18 protein-coding genes are annotated in these 17,908 nt (G+C 38.2%); 5 read left to right on the forward strand and 13 right to left on the reverse strand.

Features of this window, described 5'->3' with window-relative positions; translation table 11 throughout:
- Positions 1 to 229: 229 nt before the first annotated feature.
- The 7 genes from ACZ48W_RS10410 to cysS form a co-directional block, all read right to left on the reverse strand.
- On the reverse strand, positions 230 to 1,009 hold the full coding sequence (locus tag ACZ48W_RS10410; RefSeq protein WP_464828338.1) for an enoyl-ACP reductase: 780 nt from the start codon (positions 1,007 to 1,009) through the stop codon (positions 230 to 232).
- A gap of 1 nt (position 1,010) precedes the next feature.
- Positions 1,011 to 1,904, reverse strand: a complete 894-nt coding sequence (gene dapA / locus ACZ48W_RS10415; RefSeq protein ID WP_464828339.1) for a 4-hydroxy-tetrahydrodipicolinate synthase — start codon at positions 1,902 to 1,904, stop codon at positions 1,011 to 1,013.
- 14 nt (positions 1,905 to 1,918) lie between these two features.
- Positions 1,919 to 3,178 carry a M16 family metallopeptidase gene (locus ACZ48W_RS10420; protein WP_464830501.1) on the reverse strand — a complete coding sequence of 420 codons (1,260 nt, stop codon included), beginning with the start codon at positions 3,176 to 3,178 and terminating at the stop codon, positions 1,919 to 1,921.
- A 173-nt stretch (positions 3,179 to 3,351) separates the two neighbouring features.
- Positions 3,352 to 4,422 (reverse strand): quinone-dependent dihydroorotate dehydrogenase, encoded by a 1,071-nt coding sequence (locus tag ACZ48W_RS10425; protein WP_464828340.1) that lies wholly within the window; start codon positions 4,420 to 4,422, stop codon positions 3,352 to 3,354.
- Positions 4,423 to 4,465: 43 nt separating this feature from the next.
- A complete protein-coding gene (locus ACZ48W_RS10430) occupies positions 4,466 to 4,954 on the reverse strand; it encodes a hypothetical protein (protein WP_464828341.1) in 489 nt (162 codons plus the stop codon).
- A gap of 89 nt (positions 4,955 to 5,043) precedes the next feature.
- Positions 5,044 to 6,747: an ABC transporter ATP-binding protein gene (locus tag ACZ48W_RS10435; protein WP_464828342.1), complete on the reverse strand. Its 1,704-nt coding sequence runs from the start codon at positions 6,745 to 6,747 to the stop codon at positions 5,044 to 5,046.
- Positions 6,748 to 6,749: 2 nt separating this feature from the next.
- On the reverse strand, positions 6,750 to 8,150 hold the full coding sequence (gene cysS / locus ACZ48W_RS10440) for a cysteine--tRNA ligase (protein ID WP_464828343.1): 1,401 nt from the start codon (positions 8,148 to 8,150) through the stop codon (positions 6,750 to 6,752).
- Positions 8,151 to 8,361: 211 nt separating this feature from the next.
- Here cysS and ACZ48W_RS10445 point away from each other — a divergent pair, with 211 nt between their 5' ends.
- Complete coding sequence (locus tag ACZ48W_RS10445; protein WP_464828344.1) at positions 8,362 to 8,904, forward strand: PAS domain-containing protein; 543 nt, start codon at positions 8,362 to 8,364, stop codon at positions 8,902 to 8,904.
- A gap of 4 nt (positions 8,905 to 8,908) precedes the next feature.
- Here ACZ48W_RS10445 and murJ read toward each other — a convergent pair whose 3' ends face one another.
- Positions 8,909 to 10,315, reverse strand: a complete 1,407-nt coding sequence (murJ, locus tag ACZ48W_RS10450; RefSeq protein ID WP_464828346.1) for a murein biosynthesis integral membrane protein MurJ — start codon at positions 10,313 to 10,315, stop codon at positions 8,909 to 8,911.
- A gap of 259 nt (positions 10,316 to 10,574) precedes the next feature.
- Between murJ and ACZ48W_RS10455 the strand changes: the two genes are divergently transcribed.
- Both ACZ48W_RS10455 and ruvA read left to right on the forward strand, forming a co-directional pair.
- Positions 10,575 to 11,039 carry a rhodanese-like domain-containing protein gene (locus ACZ48W_RS10455; RefSeq protein ID WP_464828348.1) on the forward strand — a complete coding sequence of 155 codons (465 nt, stop codon included), beginning with the start codon at positions 10,575 to 10,577 and terminating at the stop codon, positions 11,037 to 11,039.
- 101 nt (positions 11,040 to 11,140) lie between these two features.
- Positions 11,141 to 11,698, forward strand: a complete 558-nt coding sequence (gene ruvA, locus ACZ48W_RS10460) for a Holliday junction branch migration protein RuvA (RefSeq protein WP_464828349.1) — start codon at positions 11,141 to 11,143, stop codon at positions 11,696 to 11,698.
- A gap of 34 nt (positions 11,699 to 11,732) precedes the next feature.
- Here the strand turns inward: ruvA and ACZ48W_RS10465 are convergent, their stop codons facing one another.
- Positions 11,733 to 12,413, reverse strand: coding sequence for an IS1595 family transposase (locus ACZ48W_RS10465; protein WP_464830502.1), 681 nt, complete (start codon positions 12,411 to 12,413; stop codon positions 11,733 to 11,735).
- Positions 12,414 to 12,575: 162 nt separating this feature from the next.
- Between ACZ48W_RS10465 and ACZ48W_RS10470 the strand changes: the two genes are divergently transcribed.
- Entirely contained in the window at positions 12,576 to 13,277 is a 702-nt protein-coding gene (locus ACZ48W_RS10470) for an outer membrane protein (RefSeq protein WP_464828350.1), read from the forward strand.
- 291 nt (positions 13,278 to 13,568) lie between these two features.
- Here the strand turns inward: ACZ48W_RS10470 and ACZ48W_RS10475 are convergent, their stop codons facing one another.
- The 4 genes from ACZ48W_RS10475 to ACZ48W_RS10490 all read right to left on the reverse strand — a co-directional run bounded on the left by ACZ48W_RS10475 (position 13,569) and on the right by ACZ48W_RS10490 (position 16,531).
- Entirely contained in the window at positions 13,569 to 14,135 is a 567-nt protein-coding gene (locus ACZ48W_RS10475) for a hypothetical protein (RefSeq protein WP_464828352.1), read from the reverse strand.
- A 6-nt stretch (positions 14,136 to 14,141) separates the two neighbouring features.
- Complete coding sequence (locus ACZ48W_RS10480; RefSeq protein WP_464828353.1) at positions 14,142 to 14,969, reverse strand: damage-control phosphatase ARMT1 family protein; 828 nt, start codon at positions 14,967 to 14,969, stop codon at positions 14,142 to 14,144.
- Positions 14,970 to 15,430: 461 nt separating this feature from the next.
- Positions 15,431 to 16,111, reverse strand: a complete 681-nt coding sequence (locus ACZ48W_RS10485) for a C40 family peptidase (protein ID WP_464828354.1) — start codon at positions 16,109 to 16,111, stop codon at positions 15,431 to 15,433.
- 66 nt (positions 16,112 to 16,177) lie between these two features.
- Positions 16,178 to 16,531: a hypothetical protein gene (locus ACZ48W_RS10490; protein WP_464828356.1), complete on the reverse strand. Its 354-nt coding sequence runs from the start codon at positions 16,529 to 16,531 to the stop codon at positions 16,178 to 16,180.
- Positions 16,532 to 16,769: 238 nt separating this feature from the next.
- On the opposite strand from ACZ48W_RS10490, the gene ACZ48W_RS10495 reads away from it, so the two are divergent.
- Positions 16,770 to 17,906 carry a BaiN/RdsA family NAD(P)/FAD-dependent oxidoreductase gene (locus ACZ48W_RS10495; protein ID WP_464828358.1) on the forward strand — a complete coding sequence of 379 codons (1,137 nt, stop codon included), beginning with the start codon at positions 16,770 to 16,772 and terminating at the stop codon, positions 17,904 to 17,906.
- Positions 17,907 to 17,908 lie beyond the last annotated feature (2 nt).

Here is a 17,908-nt window from a genome sequence, read left to right on the forward strand (position 1 = left end):
AACGTCTTCATTGGGAATGTATACTTCAAATCATTGTTTATATCAATGGGTATTTCTTGAAGATTGGATTCTTCTTGTTACTTTTTTTTCTTTGTTTTCGCAACAAAGAAAAAAAGAAGTAACCAAAAAAAAGAAAATGCGAAGAACTGGCGTGTTGCAAGTATTTCCTTTGCAAATTAAGTTCCCTATAAAGTAACCTGTGACAGCGTATTTTTAATACTTAACACTCTTATCTAAAAGTGGTTCCGCCGTCCACTACTAAAGTCTGACCAGTGATCCAGCTTGCTTCATCGGTACATAAGAAGTAGACTGAACCTGCAAGATCGTCAGGGTTACCCATTCTGTTCAGTGCTGAACGTTTAATTGTTTCAGCTTTTACCTCTTCATAGTTTGTAAAGGCCTTTAGTGCATCTGTATCGATAGGCCCACCGGAGACGGCATTGACACGTATGCCCATCTCACCCAGCTCTACGGCTGCATAGCGGCTCATAGCCTCTACTGCTGCTTTGTTCGTACCATGACCGGCATAGTTTTCGATGTAAATAAGGTTACCTGTTGAACTTAGCGTAACAATGGCTCCTCCACCTACTTTTTCCATACGTTTTGCTGCTTCCTGTGAACCGCATACAAAAGCACCGACGGTTGCAGTGTAGATATTTGTTAAACCTTTTTTAGGTTTAAGACGCATGAATTTACCGTAACCGCCTACTACAGGACGGCCATAGATCATGGCATTGGAAACAAAGAAATCCACCCGGTCAAAATCCTGATCAATGGCTTCAAAAAGAGGTTTGAACTCATCAAGTTCCAAAATATTAAGAGGGTATGCTTTTGCTTTGATACCATATTTTTCGGTTAGATCTGCAGCAATTTCATCTGCAGCTTCTTTATTGGAATTATAGGTAAAAGCAACATTGACACCATTTTTAGCAAATTTTTCAGCAACAGCTTTACCGATCCCTTTGGTTGCACCAGTGATAACAAGTGTTTTGCCTTTCATATTCGACATCTTATACTCCTACTATTTTGTATTTTTTCATCACTTCTTCGATCTTTTTCATATTCTCACTGCTTGGTGCTAGAAGAGGTAATCGGTATTCCAGTGTATCGATCAGTCCTGCGATATACATCGCTGCTTTAATAGGAATAGGATTGCTTTCACAGAAGAGTACTTTGTTGATGGCAAACAGATCATCGTTAATGGCTTTTGCTGTTTTGAAATCACCTTTGAGTGCAGCGTGGGCAAGCTCAGCTTTCATATCCGGAAGAAGGTTGGAAGTAACAGAGGTGATCCCTTTCCCTCCGCTTGCCAAAATAGGAAAATCGATCGCATCATCACCTGAAAATACGTACAGTTCAGGTATTTTCGCTAAAAGTTCAACAGTTCTTTCAATGGAACCGGTTGCCTCTTTGATACCCATAATATTCTCTACATCATCAAAAAGTCTTTTGACAGTATCAGGCAAGATATCCACACCGGTCCTTCCCGGAACATTATAAAGCATAAACGGGACGTTTACTGCAGAAGCGATAGCTTTATAATGTTGGTACAGTCCTTCCTGACTTGGTTTATTGTAGTAGGGACTTACAGAGAATAGGGCATCAACCCCGCAAGCTTCAGCATGTTTTGCAATATCGATAGCTTCATGTGTGGCATTGCTTCCTGCACCTGCAAGTACTTTGGTCTTTGTACCTTTACATACTTCTACAGCGATCTCAATACATCGTTTATGCTCATCATGGCTTAATGTAGCACTCTCTCCAGTTGTTCCTACCGGACAGACTGCATCGATACTGTTATCGATCTGTCTCTGTATGAGTTTTGCAAAAGTAGGTTCATCCAATATACCATTTTTAAATGGTGTGATCAGTGCAGTCGTTGCACCTGTAATATAATTACTCATTTATCTCTTCCTATTTACTTGGTCTTTTTCAGTATCACAGTGGTTGAATGGTCGTGATTAAAATACTTTTTAGCGACATCGCTAATATCTTTGAGTGTAATTTTATCTAATTTCTCTTCATATTCAAGTAAAGGCTGGATATTTCCTTTGGCATAGTAGTCTCCGTAGAGCTCTGCCAAAGAACTGGAACTCTCAAGAGAGTAGATGAACTCTGCTTTTGTATTGATTTTGACTTTGTCCAGTTCAGCTTGTGTAACATCGCCTTTTTTCAGCTTTTCCAGTTCAGAGAGTATCTCTTTTTCTACCGTTTCCGGTTCTGTACCAGGAGAACAGAGTGCCATAATAAGGAATACTCCCGGGTCTTTTAGTTCCATATTGTAACCATAGATCTGATTGACAAGCTGTTTTTCATGTATGAGTTTCTTTTCAAAGCGGCTGCTTTTCCCCGAACTTAAAATATGACTGATAGCGGAGAGCACTACCTGATCTTCATGTTCATAGTTGGGAATAGGATAGGTGATGGCAATTGTATCGACCTGATTACTTTCTTTGTGTAAAATGGCTCTTTTTGCTCCATCCACTTTAGGTTCCACTGCTGTTACTTTTGGAATTTCGTGTTCATTTTTAATATTCCCGAAATATTTTTCTGCTTCTGTAAATACTTTTTCAGGCTTAATGTCCCCTGCAACAATCAGGATAGCATTGTCCGGTTGGTAATAACGGTGGTAGAAATCCCTTATATCCTCTATTTTCCAGGAGAGAATATCCTGCATGAATCCTATAGGAAGCCAATGATAAGGATGATAAATATAGTGGGTATTGAATACACGGAAATAGAGGTAGCCCATAGGGTTGTTGTCTGTACGTAAACGTCTCTCTTCTGCTACGACATCACGCTCTTTCTGGAACTCTTTGTCCGTAAGTTTAAGATTATGCATCAGTTCAGAAAAAAGGTCAAGACTCAGTCCGAGGTTTTTACTTGCTGTTTTAATGTAGTAGTGTGTTTTGTCAAATCCGGTTGAAGCATTATTTACACCGCCTTGTGCTTTTACAATAGTGTCAAATTCCCCTTCTTTAAGTTTTTTGGTGGATTTGAAACTCAGGTGTTCAAGCATATGTGCCATACCGCTTTTTCCCATTACTTCATTTCTACTGCCTACTTTATAGTAAATATCTGTTGTAATGACACCTGAATCGTTATCCATAGGGATAACAACGATCTGCATACCGTTATCCAATGTTTTTGTAAAATGTTTTGGCAATGAATTAGCCATTAATACTCCTGATGATAAAAATAGTACAAGTGCTATTTTACTGATGAGTGATGAGTGATGAGTGATGAGTATCGGTTTGCATTGCTCTGCAATGCTTCTTTTTTTCAGATTAAGCAAAAGCTTTTTAAAGAAAATCATACCATAATTCTTCATTCTTCATTCCTCACTCGTCATTATTTATAGTCTGCCCCGATGGCTTCTGAAATATGATTATATCCATCCTTCTTTAACAGAGTGATAAGTCCTTCGTTGATCTCTTTGATCAGTGCAGGTCCTTTATAGATAAGCATACTGTAGACTTGTACCAACGAAGCACCAGCTTTGATGCGTCTGTATGCCTCTTCTGCAGAGTCTATACCGCCTACTGAGATAAGCAGTGTTTTACCATAAAGCTCTTGACCGATAGCTTTAAAGAGTTGATACGATTTTTCTGTAAGCAATGCACCGCTTATACCGCCAAAATCTTTTTTGGATGGATTGTCTGTGAGTGAGTAATCTATAGTAGTATTGGTTGCAATGATGCCGGCTGCTCCTGCTTCTACAGCTGTTTTGCAGAGTATTACAGCATCTTCAGGCTCCATGTCGGGAGCAATTTTAAGTAGAACAGGCTGAGAGGTGATCTCTTTCGCCAAGGCAAAGACAGCGTTGATGAAATTCTCATTTTGCAAGTCTCTTAATCCCGGTGTATTGGGAGAAGAGATATTGATAACAATGTAATCACCGTATGCTTTAAATGCTTTGAAAAGTGTTTCATAGTCACTGAGTGCTTCACTTTCCGGTGTGATCTTGTTTTTACCGATATTAATACCGATAGGGTAGTCAAAAAAGTAAAGTTTTTTAAGTTGCTGCAGCATGTAATGGCTGCCTTTATTGTTAAAGCCCATTGCATTTTGTATAGAGTTGTCTTCAATAAGTCTAAAGAGTCTCGGTTTAGGATTACCATTCTGTGGACGAGGAGTGACTGTTCCTATCTCGGTAAAGCCAAAGCCCATAGTCGGCATGGCTGTAATGTACTGACCATCTTTATCAAAGCCTGCACCAAGACCTACAGGGTTTTGAAAGGTGCGTCCAAAGATCTCTTGCTTTAGCATAGGATGTGTAACAAAATTTTGTTTTGAAAGATAGCGTAAAAGGGCAGGACAGTGTGAAGCAGTTCGCAAGCCAAATCCAGCAATTGCGTGAGCAGTTTCCGGATCCAGTTTGAAAAATATTTTTTTGAGGTTCTGATAAGAAAAAAGTGACAAAGTGTAACTCCATAATGTAATATGGCTGATTATATCACAATAATCAATAAAAATAGTGGATACCGAGGGATATTCCCTGTATTTTATCTATAGATTCTATCTTCTGTACCGAGTAATAATGATAGGAAAGATCTATATCAACAGTGTCTGTGGTATAGAGGATAAAACCGGTATTTGCACCGTAATAGTAGCCACTTGTATCTGCCAAACTCTCATAATCCAGTTTGAGTATTCCTGCACTGATTCCGAGATAGGGTCGTAGTTTGGGTGTACCAAAAAGTTCATCCAGTAATATCCTGTCTACTTCTACAGAGAAAGAACGGTACTCTTCAGCATCTTCATAGATAAAGACCGTTCTCCAGTCCAAAGTCTGTTTTCCGCAGCGTAAACCTATGGAATCTACCTGTTCTGTATCGGGGCTCATCTCAATAGTATGTTTTGAAATACTGAGCCCCAAAAAGGTGAACTCTTTCTTCTCTTGAGAAAAAAGTGAACTGAAAAGCAGTGCCGCAAGCAGGATGATCTTTAACATTCTTTGCTCCAAAAATTAAAATATCAGTATAGTATTTCTTCTGTTATAAATCTCTTACTAAAGGGGTTCAATGGATCTTGATATACATGCTAAAGGTTTTTTGACAGTTTTTGATAGGTTGGACAATGCTGAAGCAATTCATCATGTGATCCTCGACAGATGATCTCCCCATCCTGAAAGACCAAAATAGTGTCAGCATCTTCTATAGTACTGAGTCTGTGTGCTACGGTAAAGGTGATCATTTCAGATTTAAGTTCCTTCAGGGCTTGTTGTATAAGTGCTTCACTTTTATTGTCAAGAGCAGAAGTTGCTTCATCCAAAATGAGAATATCCGGGTTCTTATAGAGTGCACGAGCCAATGCAATACGTTGTCTTTGGCCTCCGGAAAGGTTTTCCCCGCTTTCAGACAATATGGTATGAATACCATCTTCCAGTTTTTCTATAAACTCCATAGCGTAAGCTTTATGCAATACTTCTATAACTCTTTTCTCATCTATTTCTTCCCCATAGGCAACATTGGCTGCAATGCTGTCATTGAAAATATAAATACGTTGTGTGACATATGAAATTCTTTGGTGTAAAGAGGTGAGGGTAAAGTCTTTAGTGTCACTGTTGTTGATAAGGATTTTCCCGGAACTCGGGTCATAAAAACGTACCAGTAGATTGACCAGGGAACTTTTGCCGGCACCACTGTCACCTACCAGTGCAATGGATTCTCCCTTTTTGGCTTCCAGTGAGATGTTTTTTAATGCAGGTGTATTCGTATAGCTCAGTGAAACATTTTCTAAAGAGATAGTTTCAATCTCCTCTGTAAGTTCTTTTGTACCGGATGTAATACTGGGCTGAATAGCCAAAAGTTCATGCATACGGGTATTTGCTGTAATGGCATCCTGTGCTTTGTTGTATAATCCTGATAGCCGTTTTATAGGAGTATAGAGCATAAAAAGAGCAGTAGCAAAAGCAAAGAATTCACCTACAGACATATGTCCGTCTATGACTTCTTTGCCTCCAATATAAATGACTATACCTATGGCTATAGAGCCTAGTATCTCCATGATCGGAGAGGTGAGGGCATTGGTTCTTATCTGTTTCATAATGAACCTGAAGACATTTTGGTTTTCTATAGAGAAACGCTGATGTTCATAGTTTTGTGACGAGTTGGATTTTATCACTTCAATATTCGATAGGATCTCACCGAGCCGGGAAGTCATATCGGCTGTACTTTCCTGAGAAAGTTTAGAATATTTACGCATTTTTTTAGCAAGTCTTGAGAGAGGGAAAATAGCTAATGGCATAATGATGAGAAAATATAAAGCAAGTTTGGGATTCTCGTAAATGACATACCCTGTCAGGGCCAGTATGGTCAAACTTTCTCTGATAAGATTAGGTATGATGTTCGATACAACATTTTGTATACGATTGATGTCGTTAGTAACTCTGGAAAGTATCTCTCCGGTATGTGTCTTTTTAAAAAATTCCATATCAAGGTAAGTAATATGCGATACGAGTTTATTCCGCAGCTTTCTGATTACATCCTGACCAATGTATGAGGTGTAGTACGTTTGTATGTAGGCTCCTGTACCTTTAAGGGTAAAAACACCGACTAAAAGGAAAGGTATGAGTGTAAGCATCTCTCTATCTTTGTTGATAAAAACATCATCGAGTACAGGTTTAATGAGTTGTGCTGTTCCCGTAGTCCCTATGGCAACAGCTATCATTCCAAGAATAGCAAAGAAAAACTGTTTTTTATAGCCAACAAGATAAGGAAGATACTGTTTTAAAAGGTTTTTCATGATCAGGCTTTTTCCCAGACAGTACCATCAGCTGTATCCATGATGGCTATACCCATAGAAATGAGTTCATTACGAATAGCATCAGAACGTGTAAAGTCTTTGGCTTTTTTTGCCTGGGTACGTTCTTCCAGTAGTGTTTCTATTTTCTCTTTGAGTACTTCATCTACACCGATCTGAAAGTAGGAAAATGGTTCTTTTCCTCCAAATCCAAGAAGAGTCTCTATAAACTCTATGTTGGCAATAGTCTCTTTTTTGAGTGCTTTGTCTTTAGGGTTAGCATCAAACTTTTCATTGGTTGTAGCTATCATCTCATCTATGACTGAAAGTGCTATTGAAATATTAAGGTCATCAGACATAGCATTCAAGAGAGATTGTTTAAATGCTTTATTTGTACTTGAACCTTTTCCTGGAGTTACACGTTTTTTAAGTCTATAGAGTTTATCCAGTCTCTTTTTGGCTGTAAGCAGATCCTCTTCATTGAAGTTGAAATCATTACGATAATGTATAGAGTTAAGATAGTACCGCAGTACTTCTCCATCATAGACTTTAAGTGCATCTTTGAGAAAGAAGCTGTTGCCAAGAGATTTACTCATCTTCTCTCCATCTATCTGTACAAACCCGTTATGCATCCAGTATTTGGCCAGTTCATGTCCTGTAGCACAACGACTTTGGGCAGCTTCATTTTCATGGTGAGGGAAAAGCAGGTCTGCTCCGCCACCATGGATGTCTATGCTGTACTTTTCTGTACCTTCAAAGTATTTTTCTATCATGGCTGAACACTCTATGTGCCATCCCGGACGACCTAAACTAAAAGAGGTGTCAAAACAGATATCTTCATCTCCTTTACATGCTTTCCAAAGGGCAAAGTCTTTAGGGTTACGTTTTTCACTGGTATGTTCTACACGACTTTGGTTGACATCATCTTCACCTACCTGATGCGATATCTCTCCATAGTGAGCATCTTTTCCGGTATCAAAATAGACATCACCGTTGGAGATGACATAGGCACATTCTTTATTGATAAGGGTCTGTACCATATTTTCTATAGCCTGGAGAGATTCAGTGGCTTTTGGTTCAATGTCTGCTCTTTGTACTCCTAAAGCTTCCATCTCTTCAAGGTATCTATTGATGTAATAGGAGGTGATCTCCTCCATGGATTTGCCTGTAGCTTCTACTTTTTTAATGATCTTGTCATCAATGTCTGTAAAATTTTTTGCTAGTGTAACTTTGTAGCCAAGAGCCCTGAGTGTACGGGAAAGCAGATCAAAAGCCAGAGAACTGCGGGCATGGCCCAAATGTGCATCATCATAAACAGTAGGTCCGCAAATATAGATGCTTGCTTCACCTTTTCTGATGGGTTCAAAAAGAAGTTTTGTTTTTTGTACGCTGTCGTAGATGTGCATGGATAGGTTGACCTTTTTGTAATTGTAATACCGTGATTATAGCTAAAATCATCCTAAATAAATCCTTTTGTACAGTTTTAGGAATTTATTGTATAATTTTTTAAAAATCATTAGAGATGTACCCTAAAGTCGAACTGACAGTGATTTGAGAACGGAGAGCTACGGTTCTTTTCCAAGATAACCAGGGTTAAAATTTATAGCAAGAATTAACGTGGAGAATATAGATAAAGTGATTGAGAATAGATATACAAAAGAAAAAGTTGTATTGGCAAAACCAATAGACAACGAGATAGAGATATATGAGAACAGTATACTGATCACCGAAATTGACAAGGATGGTTATATTACCTATGCGAATCGTCGGTATATTGAGTTATCAGGTTTTTCCAAAAAGACATTGATCGGCTTACCTTATATTGTCGATCGTCATCCTGATATGCCGGAGGGACTTTTTCATGCACGGGATCAGATCGTTGCACAAAAAAAGATTTGGCGCGGTTATGTAAAAAGCCTCTGCAGAGATGGATCTTTTTATTGGACATTGACCTATATGCAGCCAAAATTGAATGATGAATGTAAGATTGTCGGTTATACACTTACGAGGAGACAGGCATATCCTGAATCAATCAAAGAAATGGAAAAAGTGTATAACACATTACAAGGGGAAGAACATATAGGAGATCCGTTCTTTATGCGTGGGGAGTTGTTCCATGGTGAAGATTTGGCAACTCATGCTAATATAGTCGGATCTTAAGTCGTTATCTGATAAATTCAACTATATAGATATTGAGAAAATAGATGATCACTGAAAAAACGATCATCATCACAATAAAATAGAGTGATTTTTTGGAGTTGATGATCTCCATAAACTTCTCTGTTCCTACCTCTTTTACTGTAAAGATAAAGAGCACCCATCCACCGATACTCCCGGCTAAAGCAAGTCCGGAAGGACCTAAAGGATGCATGAGTATAAGTGAAGAACTTACGCTTGCTATGAGAGAGTAGACAGCGATTTTTGCTGCTTTGAGGTGTCTGTGTGAAGCATAAAGAAAGAGTGAAAAGAGTTTTGCCAGTCCAAAAGGTAAAAGTCCTACCATATACATGCGCAGTACATTTACGGTCTCCAGTGTCTGAACCTGTGTAAATTTTCCTCTCTCAAAGAGCAGCCAGACAATGGGTTCTGCCAGTAAGATTCCTCCGACCATAGCAGCACCCAGCAAGAATGCAAGTAACCAAAAGGCCTGGTTCAGGTTTTGATAGGCTACATCTTCCTGACCGTTCTTTAGTGCTTTGGAGACAGAGGGAAAAAGTACTGTAGCTGTAGCAATGGCAATGATAGCAAGGGGAAGTTGAAAGACACGATTTGCATAAAAAAGATAAGAGACTGAACCTGTCATTAAAAATGTAGCCAGGATAGTGTCAATAAAAGCAGAGATCTGAGGGGTGGAATTCCCCAATATTCCTGGTAAAAAAAGAGATTGGAAATGTTTTTTCTCATTTTGTACATCTTTGTGTTTTCTATACTTCCATCCGCCTAAAAGAAGTTTATGCAGCTTAAATCTGTTGATGGAAACAAGATGTGCAATAACTTGCAGTGTACCTCCTGTGAGTACAGCAAAACTGAGTGCATACGCGACAGTTTCCGGATCCTCTTTCATGTAAATATAAAGTGCCCCTATCATAGAGATGTTTAGCAGGGCTGTAGACATGGCAGTGGTCGCAAAATGTTCTTTATACTGCAGCAGTGTAGCCAAAAAAGTCACGATGAAGATAAGGTCCAGGTACCAAAAGTTTATGGCAGTGAGCGGTGCAGTATTTGCTATGAGCTCCTCTCCCCATCCCCATGCCAACAGTTTGGTAATGGGTTCGGGAAAGAAAGTAATGAGTAAAGAAAATGCCATCAAAAAAAGTAAGAACCGTAAAAATACAGCTGTAGCAAAAACCCCTTTATGTTTTGATGCGATGAAAGAGGGCATAAAAGCCTGTGTGAATGCACCTTCTGCAAAGATACGACGAAAGAGATTGGGCAGTTTAAAAGCAACGAAGAACATATCACTCCATACTGAAGCTCCCAGTGCGGAAGCCATAAGTACATCACGACCTAACCCTGTGATACGGGAAAGCAGGATGCCAAAACTGTTGGTAAAGACGGATTTTAGTTGCATAATTTTCTTTAGTTGTTATTTTTAGAAGGTATTTTAACATAGATAAACCAAGCATTGCGACTTATCAGCAATATTGCAAAAAATGATAGATATTTCTGATCTCTTTTCTGGGATTGGACAGAATTTGCCATAAATCCAAATATAACGAATGAATATATCTGGTATTTAACTGATTTATATACTGAAATACTATAATAAAGTCCTTTGAATATCAGGTATGCTCTACATGGTATGATAATACAATATACAAGGAAACAGAATGAGAAAAATTTTATGGATTGTTGCATTCGCTATGGTTATAGTGAATGCAAAAGATACAGTAGATGCAAAAACCTATATTAATTCGGTGCACTCGAAACAGATAGAGGCAAAAGAACTTTATGCACTGATCAAAAAAGATGAAGATAATCTTTATATCGTTGATATTCGGGAGCCTGATCAGGTAGGACATGGAGAAATATTTCATTTGAACCTGGTAACGATCACCAGAGGATATCTGGAGTTTAAGATAGGAAAAGAGATCCCCGATAAAGATGCACAGGTTGTGATCTACTGTTGTACAGGTAAGAGAGGGAATCTGGCTGCCAAAACATTGACAGATATGGGGTATACGAATGTTTCTTCACTCAAAGGTGGTATCAGAGAGTTGGTAACGGAAGGTTATCCTCTTGATACAGTGTATGGCGAGGTATTTCTAAAAGATATTAAACCGGCAGTGAAATAATAGTATTGTAAAACCTGTAAAAGTATTACAATATGACATATTTTTCAAGTTTTCAGAAAAAGTGTTGATATACTTTGATAATTAATTGCTAAGGGTATGTCATGATAGTAGGTATAGAAGGAACAGTGGAACGTAGAGATCCCACTTTTGTGCATTTGAATGTCAGTGGGATCATCTATGAAGTGCAAGTGTCGATCAATACTTCAAATGCTATTCAAGAGAAGAAAGTAAAGCTTTTTATAACACAGGTCATCCGCGAAGATGCAAATCTTCTCTTTGGATTTATGGATACCAATGAAAAGAAAATGTTCGATACGGTACTCAAGATCAATGGAGTAGGTCCCAAGGTCGGGCTTGCTATCTGTTCAACTTTTACTCCGGAAACATTTGCCAAAGTGGTAGCTTCCAAAGATGTAAGTATGCTTAAACGGGTACCGGGTATCGGTCCGAAGGCAGCAAGCCGCATTTTGGTTGAGTTGGCAGACTTTATTGTGGATACAAATGCAGAGAGTGGGAGTTCCGGTGCACTTGGTGAAGCGGTTATGGCGCTGGAGAGCCTTGGCTTTAAAAAAGATGCAATTCAAAAAGCACTTTCAGGTTGTTCGGGAGATACAAGTACTTTGGTCAAAGAGGGATTGAAAAGACTGCAAAGACTATGATCTTCAGATCCTCTATATACTGTAAGGGTCTAGACTAGTTCAGGGGTTCTTTTCTGAAGATTTTCAACAAAATTTTGTATAAATCTTCACCTCTATGATTGAACCTAAACTCACACTCTTTGAGATGCGTATTAAAGTGTTCTTTGTCCAGTCCTCTGAATTTGACTAATCTAATTTTAGCATAACTCCAGAAGGATTCAATACCATTGATATGGCAATGGCCTCTAGCAAATTCATTTTTGCTATGATGGACTCTGAAATGTTTGTCATATCCAATATCAACCAACCCATCATAGCCTTTCCAACCATCTGTATGGATTTCACTTTGAATATCTATCTTACCCCGTATGATAGCCTGCAGTGTGGCTTTCTTGGCATCTGGTATAATTTGCGTATAGACCTTATCATTACGTTTCAACAAACCAAATACAATAGTTTTCCCTGATGCACCTCTACCTCTTTTGCCTCTGACTCTTCTTGCCCCAAAGTAACTCTCATCCATCTCTATCTCTCCTGAGAGAGGAGATTCCTTTTCTTGAATCTTAACAATTCTATCTCTGAATAATGAATAGTATCGGTTAATAGTATTACGATTAATGCCTGTAAGATTAGCTGTCTGAGTAGCTGAAAGATCATTAGCAAAGCACTTTACAATGAGCCTAAATTTACTCTCTGAAATCTTCGCAACTTTTATATACTTGTTTTTCATCGGTATAATGGTACTTTCTTTGCACTTTATACCCTCTGTTCTAGTCTAGACCCACTGTAATTTTCTCTGATCTTTATCATAATTTTTTAAAAATTATCCATTTTGTCACATTTTTGTCACATTCTAATGTTACAATTAAATTGAAAGATAAGATAAGGAGAATTGATCATGAAAAAATTTACACTTTCAGTAATCGCGAGTTTGGCAATGGGATCGTTTGCAGTAGCAGGCGGAGATATCGTACCGGTGGTCGAACCGGTAGTAGAGGCAGTAACGCCGGCAGCAAAGACCGGGTTCTATGTAGGTGGTGCCATTAGCGCAATTCAGAATGATTTTAGGGCTTTTTGGCGTGATAGTGATGGGTCTGAGAATACGTGGGCAATAGGAAATACAGATCATGTAGGAGGAATGCTGCAGGTTGGATACAAGTTCAATAAATACCTGTCAGTAGAGACACGCTATTGGATCTCAAGAGATGAAGATTGGTCAGATGAAGAGAATTGGGGAAACTCAGAAGATTATACTTTTACGACAGGGTTTGATGCGATGGGACTCTACCTTAAACCTATCTATCCATTAACAGATGCTTTTGATGTATATGCATTAGTGGGTATTGCAAATATTAATTATGACTTGACTTATTATGAGTATGGTAGTCCTTATGCACATCGTGAATTTGGTGAAACGGCTTTCTCTTATGGCGTGGGAGTTTCTTATGCTTATAATGATTCATTGGCTTTTTTTGTGGATTATGTGAAACTTTATGATGATGAAATAATGGTGTTTGATTATTCTAACTGGGATGGCGGTAGTGATAATGCAGATATTTCTTCTGCTACATGGAACTTCGGTGTTACTTACAGTTTCTAAAATATTTCTGCCGCATTTTAATGCGGTGGGATTTATAATGTATATATGCCTCCAAGGTCGGTGGAAAATATAATATTATTTTTCATTTAGGCAAAATTAGGATGTATAGGGATTCTTTATTCAGAGAGATAGAGTATAGAATATTCTCTATATAGGTATTCTTTCCTTTTTTTTACTCTTTTTCACAAAAGCAACTTTTAAATATTTTCCATTAGCAGTTTTATCATTTTATTATTTGAGAAAAGTTATTATAAAAATTGTAGTTACTTATAACTTATAGGTTTCCGGAAGTTACACTCTATTGTAAATTTCTTCAAGCAAGTTTAGAAGTGGAAGGAAGAGTATCTCTATCTCAGGGATATCTACTTTTCCCTGATTGGGAAAGAAAAAATGATTGTTACGGTTTCGGCGTGTCCGTATGATGATATAGATCATTTCAGAGATCAGTTTTGCTTTTTTTGGATCAAGAGAGATAGCGTCAAAAAGCAGTTCCTCTGCACTTCTGATCGCTGTACTGATCGTACCGGTATTGATCTGTGCAATATGATCGATCTGTAAGCTCTTAAGTGTTTCTTCAAGCCAGGGATTTTCAAGAGCTGTAACTTTTTCTCCATATTCACCGTGGGCTCTTTTTTTGAAAAAAGGTATTTTATGTCTTAGCAAAGAAGCTTTCAGAAGTACTTCTGCCGCAAGAGAGACATTACGCCAAAAATCGACTGCTTCAAAAGGCTCCTGTTCACTGACAGTATTGAGTGTAAAAAAGCCATTCCTGTAACAGAGTATGTTTTGAGAGGTAGCAAGATGTATGGCATAGCGGTGGTTTTCTTTGTCAATATAACTGATATCAATAGTATTCATAAGGGGTCATCCTCTTTTAAAGATCAATTCTTGTACCTCTTTCCCGATTGCCTGGGCAACAACGTTACACTTTACGACAAAGAGGAAATAGACAGGACGTACGGCAGCCTCATAAAGGCTTTCAAAATTTCCCATTCCTTTTGCAAGTACGATATCGGCACGTTCAAAGATCTCTTTTGACCGGGTATTGGCTTCTGAAAGATCATAACCGGGTGTTTTTACTCCGGTGTCTATGATAGAGGCACAATGTTCAAGTATCCGGGCTTCTTTGACTGTGACATCATTGATAATAGGTTTGCCTCTGACAAAATAGTAGATAGCTATATCATAGCTTTTTTTAATGGTCTCTATCAGTATTTTGTCAAAAATATGTTCTCCGGTATTGTCACCGATAAGTACCAACTCTTTAGCTTCTTTCAATTCCTGTTCAAATAGAGCAAAGTCATCAATACCGAATGTCCGGTAAAAATGGTTTTGGATCATCTCATTGAGATCAAATTGATTTTGTGCCCCAAAATCAATGACATTCCCGATCACAGCCAGTTTGATCGCATCTGAAATATTTTGTACGAAGGAGGTATCTACTTTCAGTGCTTCTTCTGTTGCCTGTTCTTTGGAAAGAAGAACAGGATCTTCCTCTCCGGTGATATCTGAAATAGCCTGATAAATATCTTTTGCAATTTGTGGCGGTGTATATGAGAAATCATGATCTATAAGTATCTGTGCAGTTTTATCAAATACTTTTTTACTTGTATCATCATTCAGCTTCAGGAGTTTTGAGACTTTTAGAGACTGGTTGAATAAGCAAGCAATACAGTCTGGTCTAATGTTCACTTTTTTCTTTCCTTCCTAATGAGCTGTCTTATTTTAGCATGATTAGGCAAACAGAGATCAGAGGGACTTCAAGTATCAGTAAAAAAGAAGATTTATCATGATATGCTTCGAAAATCAATGTATTACGGAGTCAGGATATCAGACAGTCTTTACTTAAAATTCTATTTTTTCTCTATCTTACATCCTCTTATCTGAGTGCAGCACATATACATTCTGATGATGAAATACATACAGATACCTGTCAAGTCTGTGTTCTTGCTAAGGTTTTTCAAAGTGCTAATATAACAGGATCCTGGACCGATATCCCGCTCACATCCGATCAGGAACGGTACTGAAATCAGACTTAACAATATATTTCTCTTCATTTTCTTTCTCCTTGTTTTGTAAAAAATTAAGATAATTCTATTTTAATAAAAGAAGTGTTAGCGGAGTGCTAATTGTGTGATCGTTTTGAGGGAGATTTATGATCTTTTGTTCAATACTCTTTTGGCAGAGATGAATTTCTCGGCATAGTATCCATGATACAGAGGAGAGATAATGATCCCCTTCTTTTTTGATGCAGCATGAATGAATTTTCCATTACCGAGATAAATACCGACATGGGTAACGGGGATGCCGCGTTTTTTGTCAGTAAGGAAGAAGAGCAGATCACCTTTTTGAAGACTGTTCCTGTTTACAGGAGTCCCTTTTTTAGATTGGGCATAGGCGGTTCTCGGTAAGTTGATGTTGTGTTTTTTGTAAAGGTACTGTACGTAGCCTGAGCAGTCAAATCCTTCGGGTGAAGTACCTCCCCAGACATATTTCCCGCCTTTGAAGAATTTGGCATCTTTGAGAAGCTGCTGTCGGTCTTCTTCCGAGATATGATAGACCTTCCCTGCTTTTTTTGCTGCCTTTTGGGCATTGGCTATACGTTCGGCTCTTTTTCTTGCCGCCTCTGCCATGCGGGCAAGGTTCTCTGCTCTGTGAAGTTCATTGTAGACAGCCTGAAGGGAGTAGTCGGTAGCTTTTTGATTGATACAGGCATTTTCGGTATGTTCGATATTTTTACTGTGTATGACTTTGCCTGCTTTATCGGTTACTATAAATATGTTCCCGTATGTAAATGATATGGCTACTGTCAACATAAAAAATTTTTTGAACACAACACACTTCTTTTTTTGAATTAATACTCTTTATAAGTATAGCATAACTCATTTCAATAGTGTATCTTAATGCCGTGTCCCACAGAAGTTTGCATCACAGCCATGTACTTTTCCAGAAAACTTTGAATTGTTGATCAAGAATTTCAGTAGACGTTTTTTTCGTTTTTTAAAGAGAGGGCTTTTTAAGTTTTTAATCGCTTTTGGTTTGTTTTTGTGAATAGATAAAAGTTTCCCATCCTCCTCAAAATAGAATTCCCAGTCATCATCATCTATCTGTTTAGCAGCATAAAATGGAGTCCCATGACAGGGTGTACAGAGTTTCGTAAAGGTACGAAAGGCTGTTGTATCATACTTCTCAGCAGCGCTTAGGAGGGTAGATAGACTTGAAGTAAGAAGTAGTAGAGCCATTGTTTTTTTCATAATACAACCTTTTGTTATGATAAATATTTTATGAATTATGTCATAGCAATGTGTAGTGTTTGTGTAGTAGCAGAAACCCCCTGAATAAGTCTGGGCTAGGCACTCACATTCAGGGCTGGCCGTACTGATTTGAACGGGTGTGACGACATATAAATGGAAAGCTGGTTTTGTCCAGAAGATAAGCTTTAAAAAGGTGATTTTTTATAAGATATCTGTTCGACTTAGCTATAATATCGTTATGAATAAAAACATCGTCATTATAGGAGGAGGAGCAAGTGCATTGATGCTGGCTTCTTTGCTTCCCAAAAATACTGTTACTATGATAGAAAGTAATGCCAAACCAGGAGCTAAAATTTTGGTTTCCGGTGGAGGAAAATGTAATATTACCAATGCACTGATGGGAACGCAATATTATCTCGGGGATAAAGCATTTGTACAGCACGCATTGAAATCTTTTAATGAAAAAGCGCTTTTAAGATGGCTTGAGAGGCAAAATCTCATGCCCGTCCTTCGTAAGAAGACGCAATATTTTTGTAAAAATTCAGCTAAGGAACTTTTGGATATTTTGCTCAAAGAGAGTAGAAAACAGAAAATACTGACAAATGAAAAAGTGTTGGATGTTTCAAAAAGAGATGATATTTTTTATGTGAAAACAGATAAACGAACAGTGACAGCAGATGTTGTTGTCGTAGCGTCTGGAGGATTGAGCTTTCCTAAGCTTGGGGCAAGTGCAATAGGGTATGAGATCGCAGAATCTTTTGGACACAGTATTGTCAAAACAGCTCCTGCTTTAGTAGGTTTCACAGTGCAAAAAGAGCAGTTCTTTTTTAAGGAACTCAGTGGTGTTTCTACAGAAGTAGAGATAAAAGTAGGGGATGAAATGTGTAAGGGGTCACTTTTGTTTGCCCATAAAGGAGTGAGTGGACCGGCTGTATTGGATGCTTCACTGTATTGGGAAAAAGGAAAAATTGAGATAGATTTTTTACCAAGATTCTCATGGAACGGCTTAAAAGAGAGTAAAAAACAGATAAGTTCACTTTTACCGATGCCAAAACGCGTTACTAAGGCATTTTTGCTACAATTTGGTATCGAAGATAAAATGGGATCTAAATTAACATCAAATGAATTGGCACTGCTTCAATCGCTTCATCACTATATTTTTGCACCTGCAGGAACCTTTGGTTACTCAAAAGCAGAAGTGACAAAGGGTGGAGTGTGTACAGATGAGGTGGATGCCTGTACGATGATGAGCCGTAAGGCAGACGGACTTTATTTTATCGGGGAAGTATTGGATGTGACGGGGAGACTTGGGGGTTATAATTTTCAATGGGCATTTTCAAGTGCCTATATATGTTCGAAAAGTATTAAGGGATAAAT

This window comes from Sulfurovum aggregans (genome assembly GCF_055385215.1).